Source organism: Yersinia sp. FDAARGOS_228 (assembly GCF_002073315.2).
Lineage (GTDB): Bacteria > Pseudomonadota > Gammaproteobacteria > Enterobacterales > Enterobacteriaceae > Yersinia > Yersinia intermedia.
Window position 1 is genome coordinate 3,710,280 of the sequence record NZ_CP020409.2, and the last position, 21,948, is coordinate 3,732,227.

The following is a 21,948-nucleotide window of genomic DNA, read 5'->3' on the forward strand; positions in this document are numbered from 1 at the left end:
ACAATAGTATCTTACATTGTGCCAATGCATGTCTGCTAAAAATCAATCGAAGCCACACCGTTTTGTGAGTAACGATACGGCCAGTAGCCCTCTCAGATCCCCCTAACAGCGCTCTGGTTAAGCATTCACGTTAACATGGCAAATCATCACTATTTACGATTAAGGATACGAAGAAAATCTTGCTTATTTGAGATTAATGAAAGTGCATTGGCAATGATTTCATCACTAAAGATCGACGCTATGTCCTTTAGCACATCAATATGTTCTTTTTCTTTAGCAATAACTCCAATGGCAATAAACATTACATTGCTTCTATCCCAGATAACTCCATCTGGGAATTGAAAAATCTCAACACCCGTTTTGACAATAATATTTGTGGCCGACTTAGGCAAATGAGGCAAGGTAATACCATTTCCCAAGAACGTGGAGACTTGCTGCTCTCTTTCAGCAAGAAATGAGATACAGTCTTGGTTAATATAACCTTTCAATTTAAACTCTTTTCCTATCATGGCTAAAACTTCAGCCTTATTTTTTGCATGACATCCTAGATGTAGATTATCAGCAGTAATATTATCAATCATTGCCTGTCTCCTTTTAGATATGACTTATCTTTTCTCATATAAAACACTATATTACTAATTACCGACAGACAGTTCTTCTTCAAGTTGTTCTAATGATTTATTGGATGTTTCTGGTAAAGCGGTAACCACAAAGATAATCGCCAGATAGTTGATGAGAGCAAAAATCAAGAAGACCGGGCCCAAGCCAAGTTTCGCCTGAAGCACGGGGAACAAGTAACTCACAATAGCATTCATGATCCACATGAAAAACACTGAGATCCCCATAGATAAACCGCGAATCTTTAATGGGAACAGTTCGGCTAATACTACCCAAGTCAAAAAGCCCATCGTACCCTGCATAACCCCAACAAACAGTGCCCCCAGCAGCCAAATAACGGTGGCCTTTATTTCACCGACTAGATAATAATCCGCCCCAGCGATAATCAGGTGTAGCGTTGCCATCAGGGCAAAACCATACACAATCAGCGTTTTTCGTTTAAAACGATCAACCAGGAACATAACCCCAATAACCATTCCCCCTACAGAAAAGACGCCATTTAACACGTTACAGATTAGCGACATTCTTTCTGAGAATCCGGCAGTTTTTAGTATTTCGGTACCGTAATACATAATGACATTGACCCCAGTGGTTTGCTGTAATGCTGCCCAGGCAATACCCACCAAGATTAATTTTAAGATCCACGGCGTTTGGAAAATAATGGCCAGATCGTTTTTCGCGTACAACCGCTTTTCATTTTCGATATCAATTAACGTTACGATATCGTTGAACTCTTTAATCGCCCGTGGCTCAGGACGAATCTGTTTTAAAATCGCTAATGCCTCTTCCCGCCGATTTTTACTGATCAACCAACGAGGGCTTTCTGGCGAACGCCACATTCCGACTAACAAGCAAATAGCGGGAATGGTTTGAACCAGTAACATATAGCGCCAGACCTCAGGCAGATGGCCCCAAACAATGCCAATGATCGCATTTACTGCAAATGCCGCCAATTGACCGATAACAATGGCGACTTCATTCAACCCCGTAAGTTTGCCCCGCATTTCTGTCGGTGCAACCTCGGATATAAATGTAGGTGCAGTAACCGATGCCCCACCCACTGCATAACCAAGTAAAAATCTGGCAATCAAAAGAGTGGTGATATTAGGCGATAATGCACACAATAACGCACCAAAGAAGAAAACAAAGGAGAGATAGAGTAGGTATTTTCTGCGGCCAAAGAAATCAGCCAGTTTTCCGCCAAAAACACTACCAATAGCGGCACCGACCAACAACACACTCATTACCAGACCTACGGTTGTCGGCGTCAGGGCCATATTTTCTTTCAATGAAGAAAAGGCACCATTAATAACACCCGTATCATAACCAAAGAGCAAGCCACCAAACGTAGCGACTAATGTTATTTGATGTAATCGTTTTCTCTGTTGTGCATTGAGATTCATCATTAACGACATATCGTTACCTTTTTATTTGATTATCCATTTAATGTCAAAAAGGGGTTTAAAAAACAAAAACGACTCCTTCTCCACCGTGAAAAATGGAGGTGATGAAGAACTTTTTGACACTCTGATTTATTAATTAGATAAATACAGTTATTGAAGCCAAATAAATTTCATTCCAGAGTGCGATATTATATGACTCTTGCCAGTTTTTTATTTTGCATGATCCTTTTATGCTCCCGATTTTTAAAAAGTACTGACTACCGTTGTCGTACTGGCAATACGTTATATTTCGCTACCCCCTCAGCCGAAGTATCCGTCATTTATCTTGCCGACAGCGGAAACAAGGGTTGCGGCCTGAACCCAGCCGATGGCTTGGCTGTAATGAGTAACGCCAATCAATCCAAAACTGACTTCTTTCATCTATATCCTCCTGACGAGACAAAATAGAATATCAATGAATGCTCGCTAGCTGTTTCTGGCGATCCTGAACTGGCGTTATCACTGATAATTATGTTAACTCACTGTGACACAACATATCACTTCAATTGAAATTAAAATTCTATATTGATCACAATATGGCATTTAGATTTCATTGAAAGATAAAGGTTTTTTGGATGCTTGGTGTATTCCACCACAAAATTACAATATAACCTACTGATATATAATTGAATTAAATGTAAGGCAGGAGTGAGACAAACGAGTTATTCACGTTGTGATTACAAAAAAAATTTACACTTTTGTGACTTAGATAACTATTTTATTTCAAAATAAATCATTAATAGAATAAAATATTTCATTGGGATTTTGACGGTTTCAAGGATGACTTTCTGGTGAACTGTTTGTCTGAGTCTAGATTTGCGGCGGAGTACATGCGTTAAAAAATAAAAGTGAGCTGGGGTACCGCCCCCTCTTCGTTGGGAGCAGTGGCTGAACTCATTAAATTGCACCCCAGCCAGTATTTGATTAGAATTTCCAACTTGAAACATTATTACAAAAAGTGGATAGGCCCAACTTAGTAAGCAATAAATGTTTGAATATCACTGTCATTAACAGTGAAACATCCCGTAAAAATGCGGCCTGCGGGGAAGTCACTGCTCAGATCCCGCAATAACTGCAATTCAAAACGCCCAGACGCCATGGAATAACTCAGGAAACGGGCCTCCAGGAAGTCAAAATAACGCCCGAGCTGTGGATACACCGCTTTAAATAGACTCTCTTTGGCTGAAAAAGCCAATGTCAGTAAATGGTTGAATGCTAATGGGCCTTCCTGAAGATTGCGGTACTCCTCCTCACTAAGGATACCAGGCCATAAATCATTCGCCCTTTCAACTGCAATCAGGCTTTCTATATCTAGCCCGACGCCATGGACATAGCCGCTTTCATCAGAATGCTCTATAGCAGGCGTTATAATTTGCGCAGCGCACAGAGCACGTTGGTTGTTATGACTGATACTGCCAATCAAACCGGCGGGCCATAGAGGTGCGCGATCTAGCCCATTTGCCAACGGATAATCACGTACTTCTAGCATGTTCAGCACTTGTCGGGCGACAAAACGGCCCGCCAGGTATTCTGCACGCCGTTTTGCCACTGCTTTTTGTAAACTGCCAGGAAAGGCAATACCATAAACGGCAAACAACTCATCCCGGTATTCATTGACATCAAAATCACATTTTGCCAACAGGCCGTGAAACAATGGCTGGCCATTTAAACCGCTGGCTGGCAGTGCGGCAAAGGTAAAGTTACGAATAAATACCGACGTCACGCGTTATCCTAATCATCTGGATTCATAGGCCTTTATAATAGTAGTTAACCCACACCACCACAATATCAGAACCTCTTCCTTCGTCTAAAACCCCCTTCGTGAAAGCACAGTTACAGCTAAAAGCCAAAACACCAATACCTTTGGCGGATAACGCAGGCTAGCGTAATTCATTATGAAATGTCACTTCACAATTATTGAAACGCAGTTCCTAACATTTCTTTTTCTGTGACAATGGTCAATTTAAAAGCAAAAGTAAAACGCTAGGTTAATTGTCAGGGGGATAAATGAATAACCTCTCTTTATATATTGATATATCCGTCACTTTCAGATTACAGGTGTGTACCTGCTTCCTGCATCTTGAAATCTTTTGAGCATATAACTATCCCATTATTAAGAATAATCCATTTTATCTTTTGTATAGCGACTTCTGGAGATCACTGAATGAAATTCCCAAAGCCTTTGCCCACACTGTGCCTGGCTATTTCTGCCATATTATTTAGTCAAATGGCCTCTGCTCAACAAATTAAAGCTGCCGATGTTCATCCCAAAGATTATCCCAATGTGGTTGCTGTTAAAAATATGGGCGAAAAACTAAAGATCGCAACGGATGGCCGCCTGGAAATTAAAACATTCCCAGGGGGCGTGTTAGGTGATGAAAAGCAAATGATAGAACAGGCACAAATGGGAGCAATTGATATTATCCGTGTTTCTATGACCCCTGTGGCCTCTATTTTGCCAGAGATAAGTGTCTTTACCCTGCCCTATATGTTCCGTGATGAAGATCATTTACATAAAGTTCTTGATGGTAAAATCGGCCAAGAAATCGGTGATAAAATCACTAACAATAAAAACTCAAAATTGGTATTTCTCGGTTGGATGGATGCCGGTACCCGTAACTTGATAACCAAAGAACCGGTGATTAAACCAGAAGATCTCAAAGGTATGAAAATCCGTGTTCAGGGCAGTCCAATTGCACTGGCAACCCTTAAAGCTATGGGTGCTAACTCACTCAGTATGGGGGTAAGCGAGGTATTCAGTGGTATGCAAACCGGGGTTATTGACGGTACCGAAAATAATGAACCGACCTTTGTTGCCCACAATTACCTGCCGGTTGTCAAAAACTATACCTTGAGTGGCCATTTTATTATTCCTGAACTGTTCCTTTATTCAAAAGCCAAATGGGATAAATTATCTGCTGAAGATCAACAAACCATTCTGAAACTGGCAAAAGAAACACAAGCTGAGCAACGCGTATTATGGCAAGCCTATGTACAGCAGTCTCATGACAAAATGAAAGCCGGTGGTGTGCAATATCATGAAATGGATCATGACTATTATTATAAAGCCACTCAACCCGTTCGTGATGAATTCGGCAAGGATCATCAAGAACTGATCCAGCAGATTGCCGCCGTGCAATAACATCTTTCTGACAGTATTAAATATTTTAATACTACTGATATTTGCCCAAGGTCATGGGTGTTGCAGCCAATGACCTTGGGTACACAGAGGTCTCCGCTATGGCTCGCTATTATCTATCAACGATGGATGCGTTATATCGCCTGTCAATCTGGGTAGCCGGTATTGCTTTAATCATCATGGTTGCCGTTATCCCTATGGGGATATTTGCCCGTTATGTCCAAAACGATGGTTTATCTTGGCCAGAACCCGTCGCCATATTATGTATGGTGACATTTACTTTTATTGGTGCCGCCGCCAGTTATCGGTCTGGTTCACATATTGCAGTCAGTATGGTCACAGATCGACTCTCTGGGGCTGGTAAAAAAGGATGCCTGTTACTGGTTGATTTGCTGATGGTACTGATAAGTCTTTTTATTTTGGTCTACAGCTACATTCTGTGTAGCGAGCTTTGGACGCAACCGGTGGCTGAGTTCCCATTACTGACCGCCGGGCAGACCTATATTCCGCTGCCAATAGGCTCCGCGATTACTCTGATGTTTATCATCGAGCGGCTATTTTTTGGCCCGCAGACCCACCGCCCGGTAGTGATGATCGGCAATTCATAATTTAGGGAACTTTGCCTTATGGACGCATTTATTTTAGTTTTTACTCTGGCAATTTTGCTGGCTATTGGTGTCCCGGTGGCTTATGCCGTCGGTTTAAGTGCCATCGCCGGTGCATTTTGGATTGATCTGCCGCTGGAAGCGGTAATGATTCAAATCACCAGTGGTGTCAACAAATTCTCCTTACTGGCCATTCCATTCTTTATTTTGGCGGGAGCCATTATGGCCGAAGGTGGCATTGCACGCCGCCTGGTGAGCTTCGCTTATATTTTCGTTGGTTTCATCCGTGGTGGTCTTTCGCTGGTTAACATTGTTGCTTCAACGTTCTTCGGCGCTATTTCAGGATCATCAGTGGCAGATACCGCCTCTATCGGCTCGGTGATGATCCCGGAAATGGATAAAAAAGGCTATCCGCGTGACTTTGCCGCCGCAGTCACCGCCAGTGGTTCAGTGCAGGCGATATTGACCCCACCCAGCCATAATTCGGTGATTTATTCACTGGCAACTGGCGGCACCGTCTCCATCGCAGCACTGTTTATTGCCGGGATTTTGCCCGGTTTGCTGCTGAGCTTTACCTTGATGTTAATGTGTGTCGGTTTTGCCTATAAACGGGGTTACCCTAAAGGTGAACGGGTGCCATTCCGTCAGGCGTTCAAAATCTTTGTCGACACCCTTTGGGGGCTGATGACGGTTGTCATCATCATGGGGGGAATTCTTTCCGGGATATTTACCGCCACAGAATCTGCCGCGATAGCCTGTTTGTGGTCGTTCTTCGTCACTATGTTTATCTATCGCGACTATAAATGGTCCGAATTGCCTAAGCTGATGTACCGCACAGTAAAAACCGTCACTATTGTGATGATTTTGATCGGTTTTGCTGCCAGTTTCGGTGCCATCATGACCTACATGCAGTTGCCAGAACGTATCACTGAATTTTTCACCTCGGTCTCTGATAACAAGTATGTGATTCTGATGTGTATCAACATCATGCTGCTGCTGATTGGCACGCTGATGGATATGGCACCGTTGATTCTGATCCTAACGCCGGTACTGATGCCAGTGACCAATTCATTAGGTATTGATCCAGTCCATTTCGGTATGATTATGTTGATTAATCTGGGGATTGGTCTGATCACGCCACCGGTTGGTTCGGTACTGTTTGTGGCCAGTGCGGTGAGTAAACAGAAGATTGAACAAGTGGTAAAAGCGATGTTGCCGTTCTATGGTGCATTGCTGCTAGTGCTGATGTTGGTCACTTATATTCCTGAGATATCACTGTGGCTACCAAGGGTATTTGGTGTTTACACCGGCTGATAAACCGATAATTATGAGTCGGGCCGCTGACCGGCCCTTCTCATGGTTAGCTCGTCATTAATACCACAGGCTCATGATTGGCCAACCCACCAGCAGTAACATCGTGATGTAGAACACCCCCATGATGCCACCCAACCGCCAGTAATCTTTCGATTTCACATAACCGCAGCCATAGATAATCACACCAGGGCCAGTCGCATACGGCGTCAGAACCCCCATAATCCCAATGGATAACACCAACAGCATGGATAAGTGCTCCATCGGCACACCACTTAGGCCTTTACCGACCGCCAAAATAACCGGCAACATAGTTGCCGTATGGGCAGACAAACTGGCAAACAGATAATGGGAGAAATAGAACACCAGTACCAGCGCCACCACTGTCATATTCGGCGAGTAACCATCCAGATGGGTACTCATGGTTTTAGCAAACCAATCAATGAAACCTGAACGCGTTAAGCCATTAGCCATCACTACCAGTGTGGCCAGATTCACCAGCGTGTTCCAGGCACTTGAGTATTTGGTAATGTCCCTCCATGACACCACATGCAGTGCCAACATCAGAGATACTGCCAGCAAGCCTACCGCCGTCGCATCAATAAATTTACCGCCAAACACCCATAAGCACAGGCTCAGCAGTACTAAACCAATCAGAATTGCTTCTTTGCGCGTCAACGCGCCCATCTCAGCCAGTGCTGTTTGCGCCCAAGCGGCTACTTCGTCACTTTTGGTCACGCCGGGTTTATACAACACATAAGAGAGCCAAGGAGCCACGATCAGTAAAATTAACCCGACAGGCAGAAACGCCAGGAACCACTGCATCCAACCGATATGAACACCGGCAATTTTATTCACAAACTCAATACCCAGCACGTTAGGCGCTGCACCAGTAACAAACATCGAAGAGCTGATGCTGGTACCGATCACCATCATCCACATCAGGTAACCACCGATACGCCGGGACGACGGATCATTGGGGAATGAGTCAAACAAGGGTGGCAGGTTTTTTACTACCGGGAATACCGTACCCCCGGTACGAGCCGTATTCGATGGCGTAAACGGTGCCAACAGAATATCTATAATAACAATGGCATAACCCAACGTCAGTGTGCGTTTGCCCATGAATTTCACCATGAACAAGGCGATACGGCGGCCAAGTCCGGTGGCTTCATAACCCAGCGCAAAGATAAATGCCCCGAAGACCAGCCAGACGGTGGTACTGGAGAATCCAGCCAGCCCCCATTTTAAAGACTCTTTGCCACCGTTAAAGCTGGGATCGGCCACTTCAGCCGCACTAAACAGCACCCAGTCTGAACTCAGTACACATATCGTCACGGCGATAAAACTTATCGCGGTAGCGGGAATCGGTTCTAAAATCATCCCAACAATCATGGCGACAAAAATCGCAAAATAGCGCCAGGCTTGAGGTGGCATACCTTCTGGGGTGGGAATCAACAGCAGAACAGCCAGCACCACAAAAGGCGCGAGTGCTTTCCATAATTTCTCTTGCGACTTCAACATAGAGCTACTCCTATAGCTGTTACTGGTTCAATAGCAACGCTATTATTTTTGTGAGGGAGATGATGAGGGAACTGCGCCAGAAACCAGGTTAGGATCAGCAGGTCAGCACTGCCGCCGGGGCTAAGGTTGCGGGCGATACATTGGGCATCAAACATTCGCACTCGCATCTGGCTGAGAGGAGAACCCATCCCTGCCGATGAGAGTGAAGCCAGAATCTCTGTCGCCTGTTGTTGCAGCCATTGCAGCCCGGCCATACCGCCACGGGATACCACATTGGTATCGCGATTGACGGACATCAAAATCAGCAAGGTGTGCAATAAGGCATGGTCGGGCTCCGCCCCGTCAGCTAATAAGCGTTGGTAAGCGGGTAAGGCATGATTCAACACCGTCGCGAAGCCAGATTCTGCCTCGCCGCGTGCGCCGGTCAGTCCATAGTGATAGAACAACCGTTGGCCAGCCGTTTGTTGTGAATTCGATTGGCGCAACTCACGCTCTGTCAGCCCACAACACAAGCGTGCCGCCTCCTGGCAAATGGTGTCAGCACTAATCCATTCACCTCGCGCTTTCAGTCGGCCCAACGCACAGCAAATTAACCCCAGCGAAAAAACGCTACCTTTATGGGTATTCACCCCCCCGGTGGCGTGGAACATGCTGTTCTCACACGCCAATCCCAGTGGTCGCAGGCTATTCAGTGCAGCCTGCCCACCAAGCTGAGCGTGGTTGATACCCTGTTCGATAAAGCGCGGGAGCCACGGCGCAATGGCATCGGCACTGTGATAAAAATCGATCAGCGCCATATCCTTATGTGCCCCACAATTGAAACGGTCCACCAGGCCCGGTTTCGGTGTCAGATTCACCTCCGCCAGCATGGCGCGATACGCCAGTGCGCCATATTTTTTGGCAAAATCAGACGACACAGCAGGCGATTGAGCCACCTTGTTGTCAGTGCGTTGCAGTTGTGGCATTGAGCATCAACTCCATCTGAACCAATAATTGGTCAATACTGTGGGTTTGCGCGCGGGCACAGACATTGGCTGGGCGGTGACATAGCAGGCAGCGGCGCGGCGCTAACCCCACATCACGGCGCGACAAGATCTGACCCGATGCATCAAGCACATCGATATCCCATAACCGGCCTTGTGGGTGCTTTAACTCCAGTAATAACGCAGCGTCCTTCACCTGTTCCGCAGGTAAATCCACCGCAATCAAACCTTCGCAGCCGGTCGGCAGTGGAAAAATTTCTTGCTGCAACACCGGCCAGCACTGCTGTTGGCTTAGTGAAGTTATTGCCTGCCATGCCAGTGCAAATAACTTGCGTGTCAATGGGTTATCTTTCACCGCACCGGGTGCCACCAGCGTAAGTGAAATCAGCGTCACCTGATGGCGTGCCAGCCACGCCTGTTGTCTGCTCTGGCGGGACTCACGGCTGGTAAGCAACTCCGGTAAGCTGATGGGCCGATTGGCCGCTAACGCAGGAGAGAGTGTGTTCATCGCCTACTCCTGTATCTGATGAACAACATCAATCACTGAGCCGTCGCGGTAGCGCACCACCGCTACGACGCGATCAGTAAATGCGATTGGTTGTGGCACGCCAGTCAGCAGCAACGCGCGCTGATGCAGCCATTCAATAGTGACGACAGGTAAACCGGCTTGTTGCAAGCGTTCCGCCAATTCGGGCCGGGCTGGATTAACCGCAATACCGTGATCGGTCACTAAAATATCGATACTGGAACCGGGGGTTACACAGGTGGTGACTTCATTGACCAACGTCGGGATCCGGCCACGAACCAAAGGAGCGACGATGATAGACAGCCGTGCGGCCACCGCCGTATCACAATGGCCGCCAGAGGCACCGCGTAACACTCCATCGGAGCCGGTCAGTACATTGACGTTAAAACCGGTATCAATCTCCAGTGCACTGAGCACCACCACATCCAGTCGGTCGACTGACGCCCCTTTTGAACTAAAATTGGCGTATTGATTGGCACTGATTTCGATATGACGTGGGTTACGAGCCAGTGAGGCAGCGGCCTGCCGATCAAAGCTTTGCACATCCAACAACTTGGTAATCAGCCCTTTTTCGTGCAGTTCTACCATCGTTGACGTAATGCCACCGAGGGCAAAAGCGGCAGTAATGTTGCGCCGCAGCATTTTATCCTCAAGGAAACGTGTTACCGCCAGCGACGCCCCGCCAGTCCCGGTCTGCAAAGAAAATCCATCGACAAAATAGCCAGAACCGGCAATCACCTCGGCGGCTCGGCGGGCAATCAGTAACTCACGGGGATTAGAGGTCATTCGGGTGGTATCAGCACCGATCTTGTCGGCATCACCGACCTTTTCAACCTGCACAATCAGGTCAACTTGATCTTGGGTAATACTGGCCGGATGATGGGGATAGGTCACCACCGCTTCTGTCAGCAACACCACGCAGTGTGCATATTCTGCATCGACCCTGGCATAGCCCAACGAGCCACAACAGGCATTGCCACTAAAGCCATTAGCGTTGCCAAATTCATCACAGGCCGGTACGCCGATAAAGGCGATATCGATGGTCAATTCGCCGGATTCAATCAGATTAACCCGACCACCGTGGGAGTGGATCTGTATGGGTTTAGCCAGTAACCCACGTGAAACCTCCTCTGCCAACGGCCCACGCAGGCCGGAGGTATATATCTCACTGACCACGCCATTGCGAATATGATCCACCAGCGGCGAATGGCAGTCGCTCAGCGAGCTGGAGGCCAGGCGCAGGTTTTTGAATCCCATGGCGGCAATGGTATCCATCACCAGATTCAGGGTTAAGTCACCGGCACGGAAAGCGTGGTGAAAGGAGATAGTCATGCCATCCTGCAACCCGGAACGGCGGATAACTGTCTCCAGCGAGTCACATATTTTAATATCGCGCGGCTTCTGTGCCTGTAAATTGGCTTTTGAGGTGTTTTGATACAGGTGATACATCGGGCCGTTATCCTGACTGTGACTTAAACTTTCTACTCGTTGTTGCCTATTCATCTTTTATTCCTCACGCAGGCCACTGACTGCACGTTGCAAAACCAACCGCGCCCGTTCAATCACCGGGCTATCTACCATCTTGCCGTTCAGGGAGACCACGCCACGTCCTTCGGCTTCGGCAGCCGCCGCCGCATCCACCACTCGTTGCGCGTGGTGGACTTCTTTCTCGGTTGGGGCGTAAAGGTTGTGTAGCAGTTCAATTTGACGTGGGTTAATCAGCGATTTGCCATCAAAGCCCAGTTGTTTGATCAATGCAGCTTCCTGCAAGAAACCGGCTTCGTTATTGGCATCGGAATAGACGGTATCAAACGCCTGAATCCCAACAGCACGGGCCGCCTGCAAAATTGAACAGCGCGCAAATAGCAACTCAATACCTTCTGGAGAGCGCTCGGTACGCAAGTTACGAACATAATCCTCCGCACCTAATGCAATACCCATCAGGCGAGGAGATGCCTGTGCGATAGCCAGTGCCTGAGTAATACCCTGAGCCGATTCAATCGCGGCCAGCAGACCCGTACTGCCAACTTCGCGGCCGCATTCTGACTCGATCCGACTGATTTCCCGCGCCATATCGGTCACATCTTGCGCACTGTCAGTTTTAGGCAGGCGCACAATATCGGCCCCCCCTCGAACCACTGCTTCCAAATCGGCCAAGCCGTAGGCTGAGTCCAACGCATTGACTCGCACAATGGTTTCTACATCTTGATAAAGCGGGTGTTGCAAAGCGTGATAGACCAAACGTCGGGCGGCATCTTTTTCGCGCAGAATAACGGAGTCTTCCAGATCGAACATCAACGCATCAGCCTGATAAATAAAGGCATTGCTTACCATTGCCGCATTGGCACCGGGAACAAATAACATGCTGCGACGCATTCTGTGTTTCATTTCAGGTTTCATCACGATGCTCTCCATGGCAGAATTTTTTCGTCACTTGCCCTGAGCAGCGCGGTTTCCAACCGTGCCTGCAAAACGCAATCCAGTGCGCCTTTATCGTCAATAATCAGTTGCACTCCGCTTACCCGATACTGTTCTAACAACGCCAAAACGCTGTAACGAATAGCTTCACCAAACTGCTTATCCACACTGCTATGAATTTGCAGGTCTATTTCGGGTGGATTTAGTGGTGCAATGCGCACCATCACGTCGCTCGACTCCAGTGTTCCGGCGACGGCCTCTCTGATAATTTTCATTTTTCACCTGATTAACTTGTCATCAAATTCGAGGTTTCTGATCTACGTATCTGTACCTATCTTTGCGCCCTGCTTTATCAGCTAAAACAGAGCTGGATCCTTTGCTGAGGTTATGCTTTCGCTACCGACTACCTTTTTCGCACGCTGCGCCAGCAGGCGTTGTAGGTAGTGGCAGGTGGCGGGGGGGACCAATTTGCGAATGGTTTCGCCATCCCCCTGAGCCAGTAATTTGCGTACCCAAGAAGCAGAAATGGCGGTGTTGTGATATTTAAGGCGCTCAATTTCTACCAGTGAGATGGGGGGATAGGCTAATAACGGGGTTTCCAACCAGTAGCCCATGTCATGGTTATATTTGGCGGTCACGGTACAAAACGGCTCGGTACCAACAAAGCGATGAGTAACGCCCAATGCTGGGGCCAAATATTGGCGGAATATTTTCAGATCGATTTCGGTATAACAGTCATCTGCCACACCTTGATCTTTAATGAAATAACACGGGAAGGTGGCACGAGAGATCATATATTCCGAGCCGGGATGCACGGTGAGATTGGCAATATCCTCAGTACCACTGAGCACTAATTGCAGTCGGTCTTCATAAGGGAAACGCGAGTTATCTTCTTTCACCAAAAACAGGTGCAACCAATCACACTGTGCCGCTGCCTGGCGGACTAGATATTGATGTCCACGGGTAAAAGGGTTGGCATTCATTACGATGCTGCCAATTTTTTGCCCCGGTTGGCGTAACTGGCTTAATTGTTTGGCATATCGCTGCAAGCGGCAGGCGCTATTTTCCATCAGCACCACAATCCCCGGAGCACTGGCTATCGGATAAAAGCCACAGGCTTTAAATAAGTCTTCATTCTTGGTCTTGGTATAAATAAACAGATGGCTGTGGTGACGTTCATAGGCCAAATTGACCAGTTCGGTCGCCAGGGTCAGCGCCAATCCCTCCCCCCTAACCTGCTCACTGATTGCCACGCATTTGATAATATTGCCTGCAATCCCACCACAGGCCACGAGTTTTTCATTACGGCTTACGGTAATAAATACGTCAACAGTGGTATCTATATTCAGATCGTTAGCACGCAAGAAACGTGTTATTTCTGCAATTTGCTGATGCTCTGAACGATTAATTTGACTAAATACCGTATCCATAATTCACTCTCTAGCATAACGTTTACATAACAAATAAAGCACAAATTGAATTCCTGATGTTCAGGCAAGCCAAAGCGTGCGATTTAAATTAAAAATTCACATAAAAACAACAATATAAAATAAAGACTAAAAAACTAATTTTTAATTTTAATTAATTTACGACCACATGCTAAACATAAAAATAGCGTGGTTAATTGACCTATTTCACATATAAGAGAGTAAATATAAGTTATTTAATGGTTTTAATTTCTTTAATTATTAATATGGTTTTTTATTTCTCTTAGCTATTTAATTATTGCTTAAATTCACTTATGTTAATGCCTGTGCTAATGGTTCATATGTTAATTAAGGTGAGTAGCGTGCCCAGTTCCTCTTCAGGTTTTTCCCCATTACGCAAATTTAAATGGCGCGGCCTAAAATGGAATCGCTTGAAGAATATTGCCTTCCCGCTGCGCATCTTTTTGCTGCTATTAGCCGTCTCGATCATTTTAGTCGGTGCACTTGATCGTTTTCTGAGTCACAGTTTTGAACAATATTTACTGGATCAGGTTAGTAAAACCGCGATGAATCAGGCCAAAATTATCGCGGCGATGGATTCGGTGGTGGATGCAGTAAAACGCCGTGATAAAGCTCAGTTAGCAGAAATTGTGGGTCGGCTGGGTGATACCTCAGATCTTGATTACTTGGTGATTGGCGATACTAAATCAATTCGCCTGTATCACCCTAATCCGCAAAAGATTGGTTATCCGATGCAATGGACTAAACCCGGCGCGCTGGAAAGAGGTGAAAGCTATATCATTTTCGGTAAAGGTTCGATGGGGGAAGCGATGCGGGCTAAAACCCCGATCCGCGACGAACACGGGCAAATCATCGGGATAGTTTCTCTGGGCTACCTGATAAGCAAGATAGACCATTGGCGGCTCGTTTATCTGCTACCCCTTACGCGCTCGTTTATCATAGTGCTGATCGTACTGCTGCTACTGTCATGGCTGTTTGCGCACCACATCCGCCGCCAAATGATGGGGATGGAGCCGAAAGAGATAGCGCGGGTTTTGCGCCAACAAGAGGCTTTGTTCGGTGCCGTATTTGAAGGGCTACTGGCCGTTGATCCTGAGGGAAGGATCACTGCAATCAATCAAAATGCGCGTAAAATGCTGCACATCTCAGCCACGCCACAACAGTTAATTGGTTGCAACGTCAGTGAAGTGGTCTCACCTGACCATTTCTTCCTCGATCAAACCGGCGATAACCGACAGGATGAGCTGTGTACCTTTAATGGCTTGAACACTATTGCCAATCGCGCGGGTATCTGGTCTGAGGAAGGGGTGTTTCAAGGTTGGGTGGTCAGCTTTCGTAGCCAGGACGATATCCATACTCTCAGTGCTCAACTGAGCCAGATTAAGCAATATGTCGAGAATCTGCGCACCGTGCGCCACGAGCACCTGAACTGGATGTCAACCATGAGCGGGTTATTGCAGATGAAAGAGTTTGATCGGGCTCTTGAAATGGTCAAAACCGAGTCTTCATCCCATCAGGCGCTGATCGATATGTTACGCACTGCGTTCAGTAACCGGCAAATTGCCGCTTTACTCTTCGGTAAATACCACCGTGCCAAGGAGTTAGGGCTGAGCTTGAACTTTATTCCTGGTTGTCAGTTAGGCATACTGCCGCCCACCATCGGGGAGAACGAGTTAGCCGCCATCATGGGGAATTTACTTGATAACGCTTTTGAGGCTAGCTTGAAGAACCCAGAGTGCGATAAACAGATTGAGATTTATCTATCTGATGAAGGTAATAGCTTGATTTTGGAGGTTGCCGACCACGGTTGCGGTATCGATCCACAACTGCAAGATAACTTATTCGAACGCGGTATCAGTTCTAAAAACTCGGACGAACACGGGATTGGCCTGTATCTGGTTGCCACCTATGTTCAGCAAAGTGGTGGCACCATTACGATAGAAGAAAATCCGCCGCGCGGCACCTTATTTACGGTCTTTATTCCGAAGACGCGTTGATCTCAAAGACGAGGAGATCCCATGGAATGGCTTAATATTTTAGTGGTAGAAGACGAAACACCGCTGGCAGAGATGCATGCAGAATTTATCAAGCAAAGCAGCTATTGCCATGAAGTCTGGCTCGCAGGTAACTTGCAACAAGCCCGCAGCATGGTGACACGCTTCAAACCTGATTTGATTTTGCTGGATAACTATCTGCCTGATGGTAGTGGCCTGGAATTACTGCGTGAAATGACCTTACAGGGCTTCTCTGGCGGCATTATTTTTGTCACCGCTGCCAGCGACAGTGAGACGGTATCTGAAGCAATCCGTTATGGTGTTTTTGATTACCTGATTAAGCCGGTAGCCTATGAGCGGTTGGAGCAGTCATTAGCCCGTTACAGCCACCGCCATCAGGTATTACAAGATGGCACCAAGGTCAATCAGCGCCAGATCGATGAGATGTACAATACCTATGCCCGTGGTGAACAGAAAGTGACGCTACCCTTGGGCATAGACCAGATGACACTGGACAAAATACAAACCCTATTCAGTAATAACACGGCGGAATACACCGCAGAAAACGTCGCCCAGATTCTGGGATTAAGCCGTACCACAGCGCGCCGTTATCTAGAATTCTGTGCCACTAATCAAACCTTACAGGCAGAAATTATTTATGGCAAGGTGGGCCGGCCACAGCGGATTTATCGCAGTAAAAAATCAATGTAGTCGGCGCGGTACTGCACTCGACAGCAAATGCGTTCCACAGTCAATCTCGTGGAACGCTTTATTGCTCAGATAAAAACTGTCTACTTAATCGTCAGTTCTTTCCTACATGTGTTAAGCCTCTAACATTTTTGATAACAATTATTGCTACAACAAAGATTGATGAGCATCATGCAGGTTAGGTTCCGTAATACAGAAAAATCATGATTAATGTTGCATTGATAGATGACCATGTCGTCGTCCGCTCTGGTTTTGCCCAACTGCTCTCGCTGGAAAAAGATATTCGCATTATTGGTGAATATGGCTCGGCGGCGCAGGCGTGGGCCGAGCTACCGACTATCGATGTACATGTTGCCGTTATGGATATTTCGATGCCGGATGAAAGTGGGCTAAGTCTGCTCAAACGCCTGCGTCAAACTATGCCGAATTTCCGCGCGATTATTCTAAGTATTTATGACACCACCGCCTTTGTGCAAAGTGCAATGGATGCCGGTGCCAGCGGCTATCTGACTAAGCGCTGTGGCCCGGATGAATTGGTTCAAGCGCTGCGGACGGTCAGTGGCGGCGGTTTATATCTGTGTGCTGACGCATTGCGAGCGCTGCGCTATATGCCACAACATCCGCCACAACTGGCGATATTAACGCCGCGCGAAAAAGAGGTTTTCCAGTTATTGATCAACGGGGTAAGTGTTAAATCCATTGCCGATCAATTGTCACTCAGCCACAAAACCGTCCACGTCCATCGCGCCAATATTCTGGGCAAACTCCACTGTGAAACCACTGTCGAACTGGTGCATTTTGCCCTACAGCATCAGTTGTTGGTAGGTAACTAAGGATGTTGCAACTACGGTCGGTGGGGCTGTCGTTGTTTCTGACTATCTTCTATTCTCTGAGTTGGCTCGCCCTGTGGACCATCAGTTTTTATCTCAGTAATGACGGCTTACACGCTGTTTTACTGCTGCCGCAAGGGCTACGGCTGGCCTTAATGATTCTGCTACCCCGCCGTTATTGGCCGGTACTGCTGCTGGCCGAGTGCGGGGTATTGTGGTGGCTGCATAGCGAAGAGTTGCAAGCTACTGCCTTAATTATACTTTCTCCAGCATTGAGTTTACTGCCCGCCTGGCTGACTCAACGCTTCTGGCATCACTACACGCTTTACTGGCAACGGCTATTACTGCTGTTAACCGCAGTGACGGGTAACAGCTTGCTGCACGGCATCCTTCTGGGCTTGTGGTTACCTTTGCCGCTAACGCAAACCCTGCTCGCCACCTTTACCGGCGGTATTTTGTTAGTCCCCTTTACCTATCTTATCTACGAATACCTCAAGCAGCAGCACATCCGCAATCTGTTTTCCCAACAGATGCCTGATCCGCCGCTGCGCACTTCGCTGCTGATTTGGTGCTCGCTGATTTTTGCCATTGGCGTGTGTATACAGGTCGCTATTACGCCAAATATGGAGCGACTGTTACTGATTTTTGTTTTTCTGCCCAATGTGTTTATGGCCTACAAATTCGGTTGGCAAGGAGGGGTATTGGCTGCGGTATTAGGCAGTCTGATGATAACCGTCACCCGCCAGGCCAGTGGTGCATTTCATGATCTGGCGGAACTGGAGCTGTTTCTCTCGACCCAAGCCTTACTGGGAATGACATTGGGTATCGCCATCAGCCGCCAACAGCAATTGACCCAACATCTGCACCGTTACCGCAATCAGTTAGAACAAGAACTGCAAACCCGCCGTAAGCTGATGGAGCGGTTGGTGCATACCGAGGAAGATGTTCGCAAAGAGATCGCGCGCGAATTGCATGATGAAATTGGCCAGAATATCACCGCAATTCAAATCCAGGCGATGTTAGTCAACCGCAGCGCCCCCTCTGCGGCAGCGCAATGCGCAGCGAATCAGATAAGCACCCTGTCACAGCGCATTCATCAAACCACGCGTCAACTGTTGCGGCAGTTACGCCCACCCGTATTGGATGAAATGCCGCTGGATCAGGCGCTGCACCATCTGGCTGAAGAGTTTGCCTTTGCCGAGCAAGGTATCAACTTCCAACTGGATTATGCACTGCCACCCGAGCCTGGTGAAGATGCGGTGATATTTACCCTGTATCGGCTGGTACAGGAGTTACTGAACAATATTAATAAACATGCTAAGGCACGCAATATTCACGTCAGCTTGCGCATGGGTAACAACATTATCACCCTGGACGTGCGCGATGATGGCATGGGCATTCCGGTGCAACCCCCCGGCGGCGGATTTGGCTTGCGCGGTATTGAAGAACGGGTACGCGCACTGGGCGGTGACTGGTTACTGCAACGGCGATTAGGTACTCGGGTGGTGGTCAATCTGCCCACACATGTCCGCAGCAATGACACTGTGAACCTGCCCACAAAATTGGATCAAACATCCTCATAAATAAGCATTATTCCTAGCCATCTACAACCTTGTCTCATTTCTTTCACTTGCGCCTTCCCTACACTCAACTCACTTACTGGAGGAATCCATGCCTGCATCACACATGTCATCAAAGACTTTACCCCCTGAGCCTTTGACGCCAGAACAGGTAAACGCGCGTTATCGCTATTGGCGACCGCGCCTGATGGCCGCCATGGTGATGGGCTACGCCGCCTTTTATTTAACGCGCAAAAGTGTCAATTACGCCATGCCAGTGATGCAACTGGAGCTGGGGTTGGATAAAGGGGATATCGGTTTACTGGGCACCCTGTTTTACCTGGCGTACGGCGGTTCTAAATTTGTCTCCGGTATCGTCAGCGACCGTACTCAAGCCCGTTGGATTATGGGTATCGGCCTGATGATGACAGGGGTGCTGAATGTAGTGTTCACCCTGTGCCATACCCTACCCGCACTGTTAATTGTGTGGACATTGAATGGCTTCTTTCAGGGGTGGGGCTGGCCGCCATGCGCCAAATTACTCAGCACATGGTATTCACGCAGTGAACGCGGTAGCTGGTGGGGATGCTGGAATACCTCGATCAGCATCGGTGGTGCGGCAGTGCCTCTGCTGTCTGCCTTTCTGGCCTCGCACTATGGCTGGCAAGCCGCACTACTGGTACCGGGTGCGATAGGCATCGTATTAGGGATTTGGCTGTGCTGGCAGTTGTGCGATAAGCCGCAACAGCAAGGTTTACCGACTATCGGCCAATGGCGGCGCGATCCACAGGATCAATGGCAGGAGCAACAAAGCCCGCCCATGCCGATGGGGCGTATTTTTCGTGATGCCATTTTACGTAACCGCACCATCTGGTTGCTGGGGGTCTCTTATGTGCTGGTCTATCTGATCCGCATTGCCCTCAACGACTGGGGCAATATCTGGCTGGCGGAGAGCCATGGGGTCAATTTGCTCAGTGCCAACGCCACGTTATCACTATTTGAGTTAGGTGGATTATTTGGCGCGTTGTTTGCTGGCTGGGGATCAGATTTGTTATTTCGCGGTCAGCGTGCGCCGATGATTTTGTTATTTGCACTGGGGTTATTTTTGACGATGACCGCACTGTGGCTGGCACCGGTACATAACTATCCGCTGCTGTCAGTGACGTTTTTTAGTATCGGTTTTTTTGTTTTCGGGCCGCAAATGCTTATTGGACTGGCGGCAACGGAATATACCCATAAAGACGCCGCCGGTACCGTCACTGGATTTCTCGGATTATTTGCCTATCTCGGTGCAGCGCTGGCGGGATGGCCACTGGCACAAGTGTTGCAACATTATGGCTGGCAAGGCTTTTTTGCCTTGTTGACACTGGCTTCAGCCTGCGTCGGGTTGTTACTGATGCCGTTATTGATGACCGGTATGAATTTGTTGGGGTTTGAGCCTGCCGAGAAGAGATTCGCCCCAAGAGACAACAATCATCTTTAGCCCGCAATGGATCGCAGGTTAGTAGCACCAAAAAAGAAAATAAAACAATACGTTAAGTAAATATCAACAATACCTCAACCCTACAATATCAACCCCGTATGTCACTCGGTTTCGGGTTCAGAAGGGGATAAAAGGATAATGTTATGAAACTTACACCACTCTCAGCTCTGATTGCCGCCGGCCTCGCCCTGAGCGCCTTCACTACCGTGGCTAAAGCCGAAGGCCGCCTGGTGATTTATTGCAGTGCCACCAATGCGATGTGTGAAGAAGAAGCCAAAGCCTTTGGGGCAAAATACGATGTAAAAACCAGTTTTATTCGTAATGGTTCTGGCAGCACGTTGGCTAAAGTGGATGCGGAGAAAAAGAACCCGCAGGCCGATATTTGGTATGGCGGTACGCTGGATCCGCAGTCTCAAGCGGGTGAAATGGACCTGCTCTATCCTTACCAATCGCCTAATCTGGCGCAAATCATGCCGCAATTCCGTGATCCGGCAAAACGCAAAGGTAACTACTCCTCAGCAGTTTACATCGGTATTTTGGGGATGGGGGTGAATACCGACCGCTTGAAAGAAAAGGGTCTGCCAGAGCCAAAATGTTGGAAAGACCTGACCAACCCGGTCTACAAAGGTGAAATCCAGATTGCTGACCCACAAAGTTCCGGTACCGCCTACACCGCATTGGCAACTTTTTCACAATTATGGGGTGAAGATGCTGCCTTCGACTACCTGAAAAAACTGAATGCCAACGTATCGCAATACACCAAATCCGGTATTGCCCCGGCCCGTAATGCTGCCCGTGGCGAAACCACGATTGGTATTGGCTTCCTGCATGACTACTCACTGGAAAAAGAGAAAGGCGCACCACTGAAATTGATTTCGCCGTGCGAGGGTTCAGGTTATGAAATTGGCGGAGTAAGCATTCTGAAGGGCGCACGCAATCTGGATAATGCCAAGTTATTCGTTGATTGGGTGTTATCAAAAGAAGCACAGGAACTGGCATGGCAGAAAGGCCAGTCCTACCAGATTCTGACCAATACCACGGCGGCAACCTCGCCTAACTCGCTCAAGTTGGATGATCTGAAGCTGATTAACTACGACATGGACACTTATGGTGCCACTGATATGCGTAAGAAGCTGATCACCAAGTGGGTCAACGACGTCAAGATGGGCCAATAAAAGCCCACAAAGCACTCCGACTCATATAAATAATTTATTTCTATAACCAAGTCATTGGCGTTGCAGCAAGGCAGCAAGTGAATAACAGATCGGTCGGGGGGCCGGTTTGAATAGCATTTATGCTCGCACGCAAGCTAAGCGAACATCGCTGCAACGCCAGGGACAAAGGGTATCTAGGGAACACC

19 protein-coding genes are annotated in these 21,948 nt (G+C 47.8%); 9 read left to right on the top strand and 10 right to left on the bottom strand.

The genetic code is table 11. From position 1 onward, the window contains the following. Positions 1-149: 149 nt before the first annotated feature. From A6J67_RS17235 to A6J67_RS17245, 3 genes are all read right to left on the bottom strand, one after another. The gene (locus tag A6J67_RS17235; protein ID WP_005185561.1) at positions 150-581 is read right to left on the bottom strand and encodes a PTS sugar transporter subunit IIA; all 432 of its coding nucleotides are present in this window, start codon (positions 579-581) and stop codon (positions 150-152) included. 54 nt (positions 582-635) lie between these two features. Then, complete coding sequence (locus A6J67_RS17240; RefSeq protein WP_005185558.1) at positions 636-2,033, bottom strand: sugar porter family MFS transporter; 1,398 nt, start codon at positions 2,031-2,033, stop codon at positions 636-638. Between the two features lie 1,000 nt (positions 2,034-3,033). Then, on the bottom strand, positions 3,034-3,783 hold the full coding sequence (locus tag A6J67_RS17245; RefSeq protein WP_050297588.1) for a 4'-phosphopantetheinyl transferase family protein: 750 nt from the start codon (positions 3,781-3,783) through the stop codon (positions 3,034-3,036). A 441-nt stretch (positions 3,784-4,224) separates the two neighbouring features. Between A6J67_RS17245 and A6J67_RS17250 the strand changes: the two genes are divergently transcribed. The 3 genes from A6J67_RS17250 to A6J67_RS17260 all read left to right on the top strand — a co-directional run bounded on the left by A6J67_RS17250 (position 4,225) and on the right by A6J67_RS17260 (position 7,118). After that, positions 4,225-5,202, top strand: coding sequence for a TRAP transporter substrate-binding protein (locus A6J67_RS17250; protein ID WP_005185550.1), 978 nt, complete (start codon positions 4,225-4,227; stop codon positions 5,200-5,202). A 98-nt stretch (positions 5,203-5,300) separates the two neighbouring features. Then, on the top strand, positions 5,301-5,807 hold the full coding sequence (locus A6J67_RS17255) for a TRAP transporter small permease (protein ID WP_005185547.1): 507 nt from the start codon (positions 5,301-5,303) through the stop codon (positions 5,805-5,807). 18 nt (positions 5,808-5,825) lie between these two features. Continuing rightward, on the top strand, positions 5,826-7,118 hold the full coding sequence (locus A6J67_RS17260) for a TRAP transporter large permease (protein ID WP_005185544.1): 1,293 nt from the start codon (positions 5,826-5,828) through the stop codon (positions 7,116-7,118). 57 nt (positions 7,119-7,175) lie between these two features. On the opposite strand, the gene A6J67_RS17265 is transcribed toward A6J67_RS17260, so the two are convergent. The 7 genes from A6J67_RS17265 to citC all read right to left on the bottom strand — a co-directional run bounded on the left by A6J67_RS17265 (position 7,176) and on the right by citC (position 13,996). Beyond that, the gene (locus A6J67_RS17265) at positions 7,176-8,639 is read right to left on the bottom strand and encodes an anion permease (protein WP_050088142.1); all 1,464 of its coding nucleotides are present in this window, start codon (positions 8,637-8,639) and stop codon (positions 7,176-7,178) included. Continuing rightward, positions 8,633-9,604: a triphosphoribosyl-dephospho-CoA synthase CitG gene (gene citG, locus A6J67_RS17270; protein ID WP_050297590.1), complete on the bottom strand. Its 972-nt coding sequence runs from the start codon at positions 9,602-9,604 to the stop codon at positions 8,633-8,635. Before citG ends, A6J67_RS17265 begins: the two co-directional genes overlap by 7 nt. Further along, positions 9,582-10,130 carry a citrate lyase holo-[acyl-carrier protein] synthase gene (citX, locus tag A6J67_RS17275; RefSeq protein ID WP_005185535.1) on the bottom strand — a complete coding sequence of 183 codons (549 nt, stop codon included), beginning with the start codon at positions 10,128-10,130 and terminating at the stop codon, positions 9,582-9,584. Before citX ends, citG begins: the two co-directional genes overlap by 23 nt. Positions 10,131-10,133: 3 nt before the next feature. Further along, positions 10,134-11,651 (bottom strand): citrate lyase subunit alpha, encoded by a 1,518-nt coding sequence (citF, locus tag A6J67_RS17280; protein ID WP_042569535.1) that lies wholly within the window; start codon positions 11,649-11,651, stop codon positions 10,134-10,136. A 3-nt stretch (positions 11,652-11,654) separates the two neighbouring features. Further along, on the bottom strand, positions 11,655-12,548 hold the full coding sequence (gene citE / locus A6J67_RS17285; RefSeq protein ID WP_005185530.1) for a citrate (pro-3S)-lyase subunit beta: 894 nt from the start codon (positions 12,546-12,548) through the stop codon (positions 11,655-11,657). Then, positions 12,548-12,841 carry a citrate lyase acyl carrier protein gene (gene citD / locus A6J67_RS17290; RefSeq protein ID WP_032906444.1) on the bottom strand — a complete coding sequence of 98 codons (294 nt, stop codon included), beginning with the start codon at positions 12,839-12,841 and terminating at the stop codon, positions 12,548-12,550. The genes citE and citD overlap by 1 nt, the downstream gene beginning before the upstream one ends. An 81-nt stretch (positions 12,842-12,922) precedes the next feature. Beyond that, a complete protein-coding gene (gene citC, locus A6J67_RS17295) occupies positions 12,923-13,996 on the bottom strand; it encodes a [citrate (pro-3S)-lyase] ligase (RefSeq protein WP_042569534.1) in 1,074 nt (357 codons plus the stop codon). 437 nt (positions 13,997-14,433) lie between these two features. On the opposite strand from citC, the gene dpiB reads away from it, so the two are divergent. The 6 genes from dpiB (at position 14,434) to A6J67_RS17325 (ending at position 21,763) form a co-directional block, all read left to right on the top strand. After that, positions 14,434-16,011, top strand: coding sequence for a sensor histidine kinase DpiB (gene dpiB / locus A6J67_RS17300; RefSeq protein ID WP_042570137.1), 1,578 nt, complete (start codon positions 14,434-14,436; stop codon positions 16,009-16,011). Between the two features lie 21 nt (positions 16,012-16,032). After that, positions 16,033-16,719, top strand: a complete 687-nt coding sequence (dpiA, locus tag A6J67_RS17305; RefSeq protein ID WP_005185524.1) for a two-component response regulator DpiA — start codon at positions 16,033-16,035, stop codon at positions 16,717-16,719. 200 nt (positions 16,720-16,919) lie between these two features. Further along, on the top strand, positions 16,920-17,549 hold the full coding sequence (locus A6J67_RS17310; RefSeq protein WP_005185521.1) for a response regulator transcription factor: 630 nt from the start codon (positions 16,920-16,922) through the stop codon (positions 17,547-17,549). Positions 17,550-17,551: 2 nt separating this feature from the next. After that, on the top strand, positions 17,552-19,129 hold the full coding sequence (locus A6J67_RS17315) for an MASE1 domain-containing protein (protein WP_042569533.1): 1,578 nt from the start codon (positions 17,552-17,554) through the stop codon (positions 19,127-19,129). Positions 19,130-19,217: 88 nt separating this feature from the next. Beyond that, on the top strand, positions 19,218-20,588 hold the full coding sequence (gene uhpC / locus A6J67_RS17320) for an MFS transporter family glucose-6-phosphate receptor UhpC (RefSeq protein ID WP_074006553.1): 1,371 nt from the start codon (positions 19,218-19,220) through the stop codon (positions 20,586-20,588). A 143-nt stretch (positions 20,589-20,731) separates the two neighbouring features. After that, the gene (locus A6J67_RS17325; RefSeq protein WP_005185514.1) at positions 20,732-21,763 is read left to right on the top strand and encodes an ABC transporter substrate-binding protein; all 1,032 of its coding nucleotides are present in this window, start codon (positions 20,732-20,734) and stop codon (positions 21,761-21,763) included. The last annotated feature ends 185 nt before the right edge of the window (positions 21,764-21,948 follow it).

Excerpts from the sequence above, each read along its gene's own strand:
- citG (WP_050297590.1), bottom strand. The coding sequence starts at position 9,604 with ATGCCACAACTGCAACGCACTGACAACAAGGTGGCTCAATCGCCTGCT.
- A6J67_RS17255 (WP_005185547.1), top strand. The coding sequence starts at position 5,301 with ATGGCTCGCTATTATCTATCAACGATGGATGCGTTATATCGCCTGTCA.
- A6J67_RS17235 (WP_005185561.1), bottom strand. The coding sequence starts at position 581 with ATGATTGATAATATTACTGCTGATAATCTACATCTAGGATGTCATGCA.
- dpiA (WP_005185524.1), top strand. The coding sequence starts at position 16,033 with ATGGAATGGCTTAATATTTTAGTGGTAGAAGACGAAACACCGCTGGCA.
- citF (WP_042569535.1), bottom strand. The coding sequence starts at position 11,651 with ATGAATAGGCAACAACGAGTAGAAAGTTTAAGTCACAGTCAGGATAAC.
- A6J67_RS17265 (WP_050088142.1), bottom strand. The coding sequence starts at position 8,639 with ATGTTGAAGTCGCAAGAGAAATTATGGAAAGCACTCGCGCCTTTTGTG.
- A6J67_RS17240 (WP_005185558.1), bottom strand. The coding sequence starts at position 2,033 with ATGTCGTTAATGATGAATCTCAATGCACAACAGAGAAAACGATTACAT.
- citC (WP_042569534.1), bottom strand. The coding sequence starts at position 13,996 with ATGGATACGGTATTTAGTCAAATTAATCGTTCAGAGCATCAGCAAATT.
- citD (WP_032906444.1), bottom strand. The coding sequence starts at position 12,841 with ATGAAAATTATCAGAGAGGCCGTCGCCGGAACACTGGAGTCGAGCGAC.
- A6J67_RS17260 (WP_005185544.1), top strand. The coding sequence starts at position 5,826 with ATGGACGCATTTATTTTAGTTTTTACTCTGGCAATTTTGCTGGCTATT.
- uhpC (WP_074006553.1), top strand. The coding sequence starts at position 19,218 with ATGCCTGCATCACACATGTCATCAAAGACTTTACCCCCTGAGCCTTTG.
- A6J67_RS17250 (WP_005185550.1), top strand. The coding sequence starts at position 4,225 with ATGAAATTCCCAAAGCCTTTGCCCACACTGTGCCTGGCTATTTCTGCC.
- A6J67_RS17310 (WP_005185521.1), top strand. The coding sequence starts at position 16,920 with ATGATTAATGTTGCATTGATAGATGACCATGTCGTCGTCCGCTCTGGT.
- A6J67_RS17315 (WP_042569533.1), top strand. The coding sequence starts at position 17,552 with ATGTTGCAACTACGGTCGGTGGGGCTGTCGTTGTTTCTGACTATCTTC.
- citX (WP_005185535.1), bottom strand. The coding sequence starts at position 10,130 with ATGAACACACTCTCTCCTGCGTTAGCGGCCAATCGGCCCATCAGCTTA.
- citE (WP_005185530.1), bottom strand. The coding sequence starts at position 12,548 with ATGAAACCTGAAATGAAACACAGAATGCGTCGCAGCATGTTATTTGTT.
- A6J67_RS17325 (WP_005185514.1), top strand. The coding sequence starts at position 20,732 with ATGAAACTTACACCACTCTCAGCTCTGATTGCCGCCGGCCTCGCCCTG.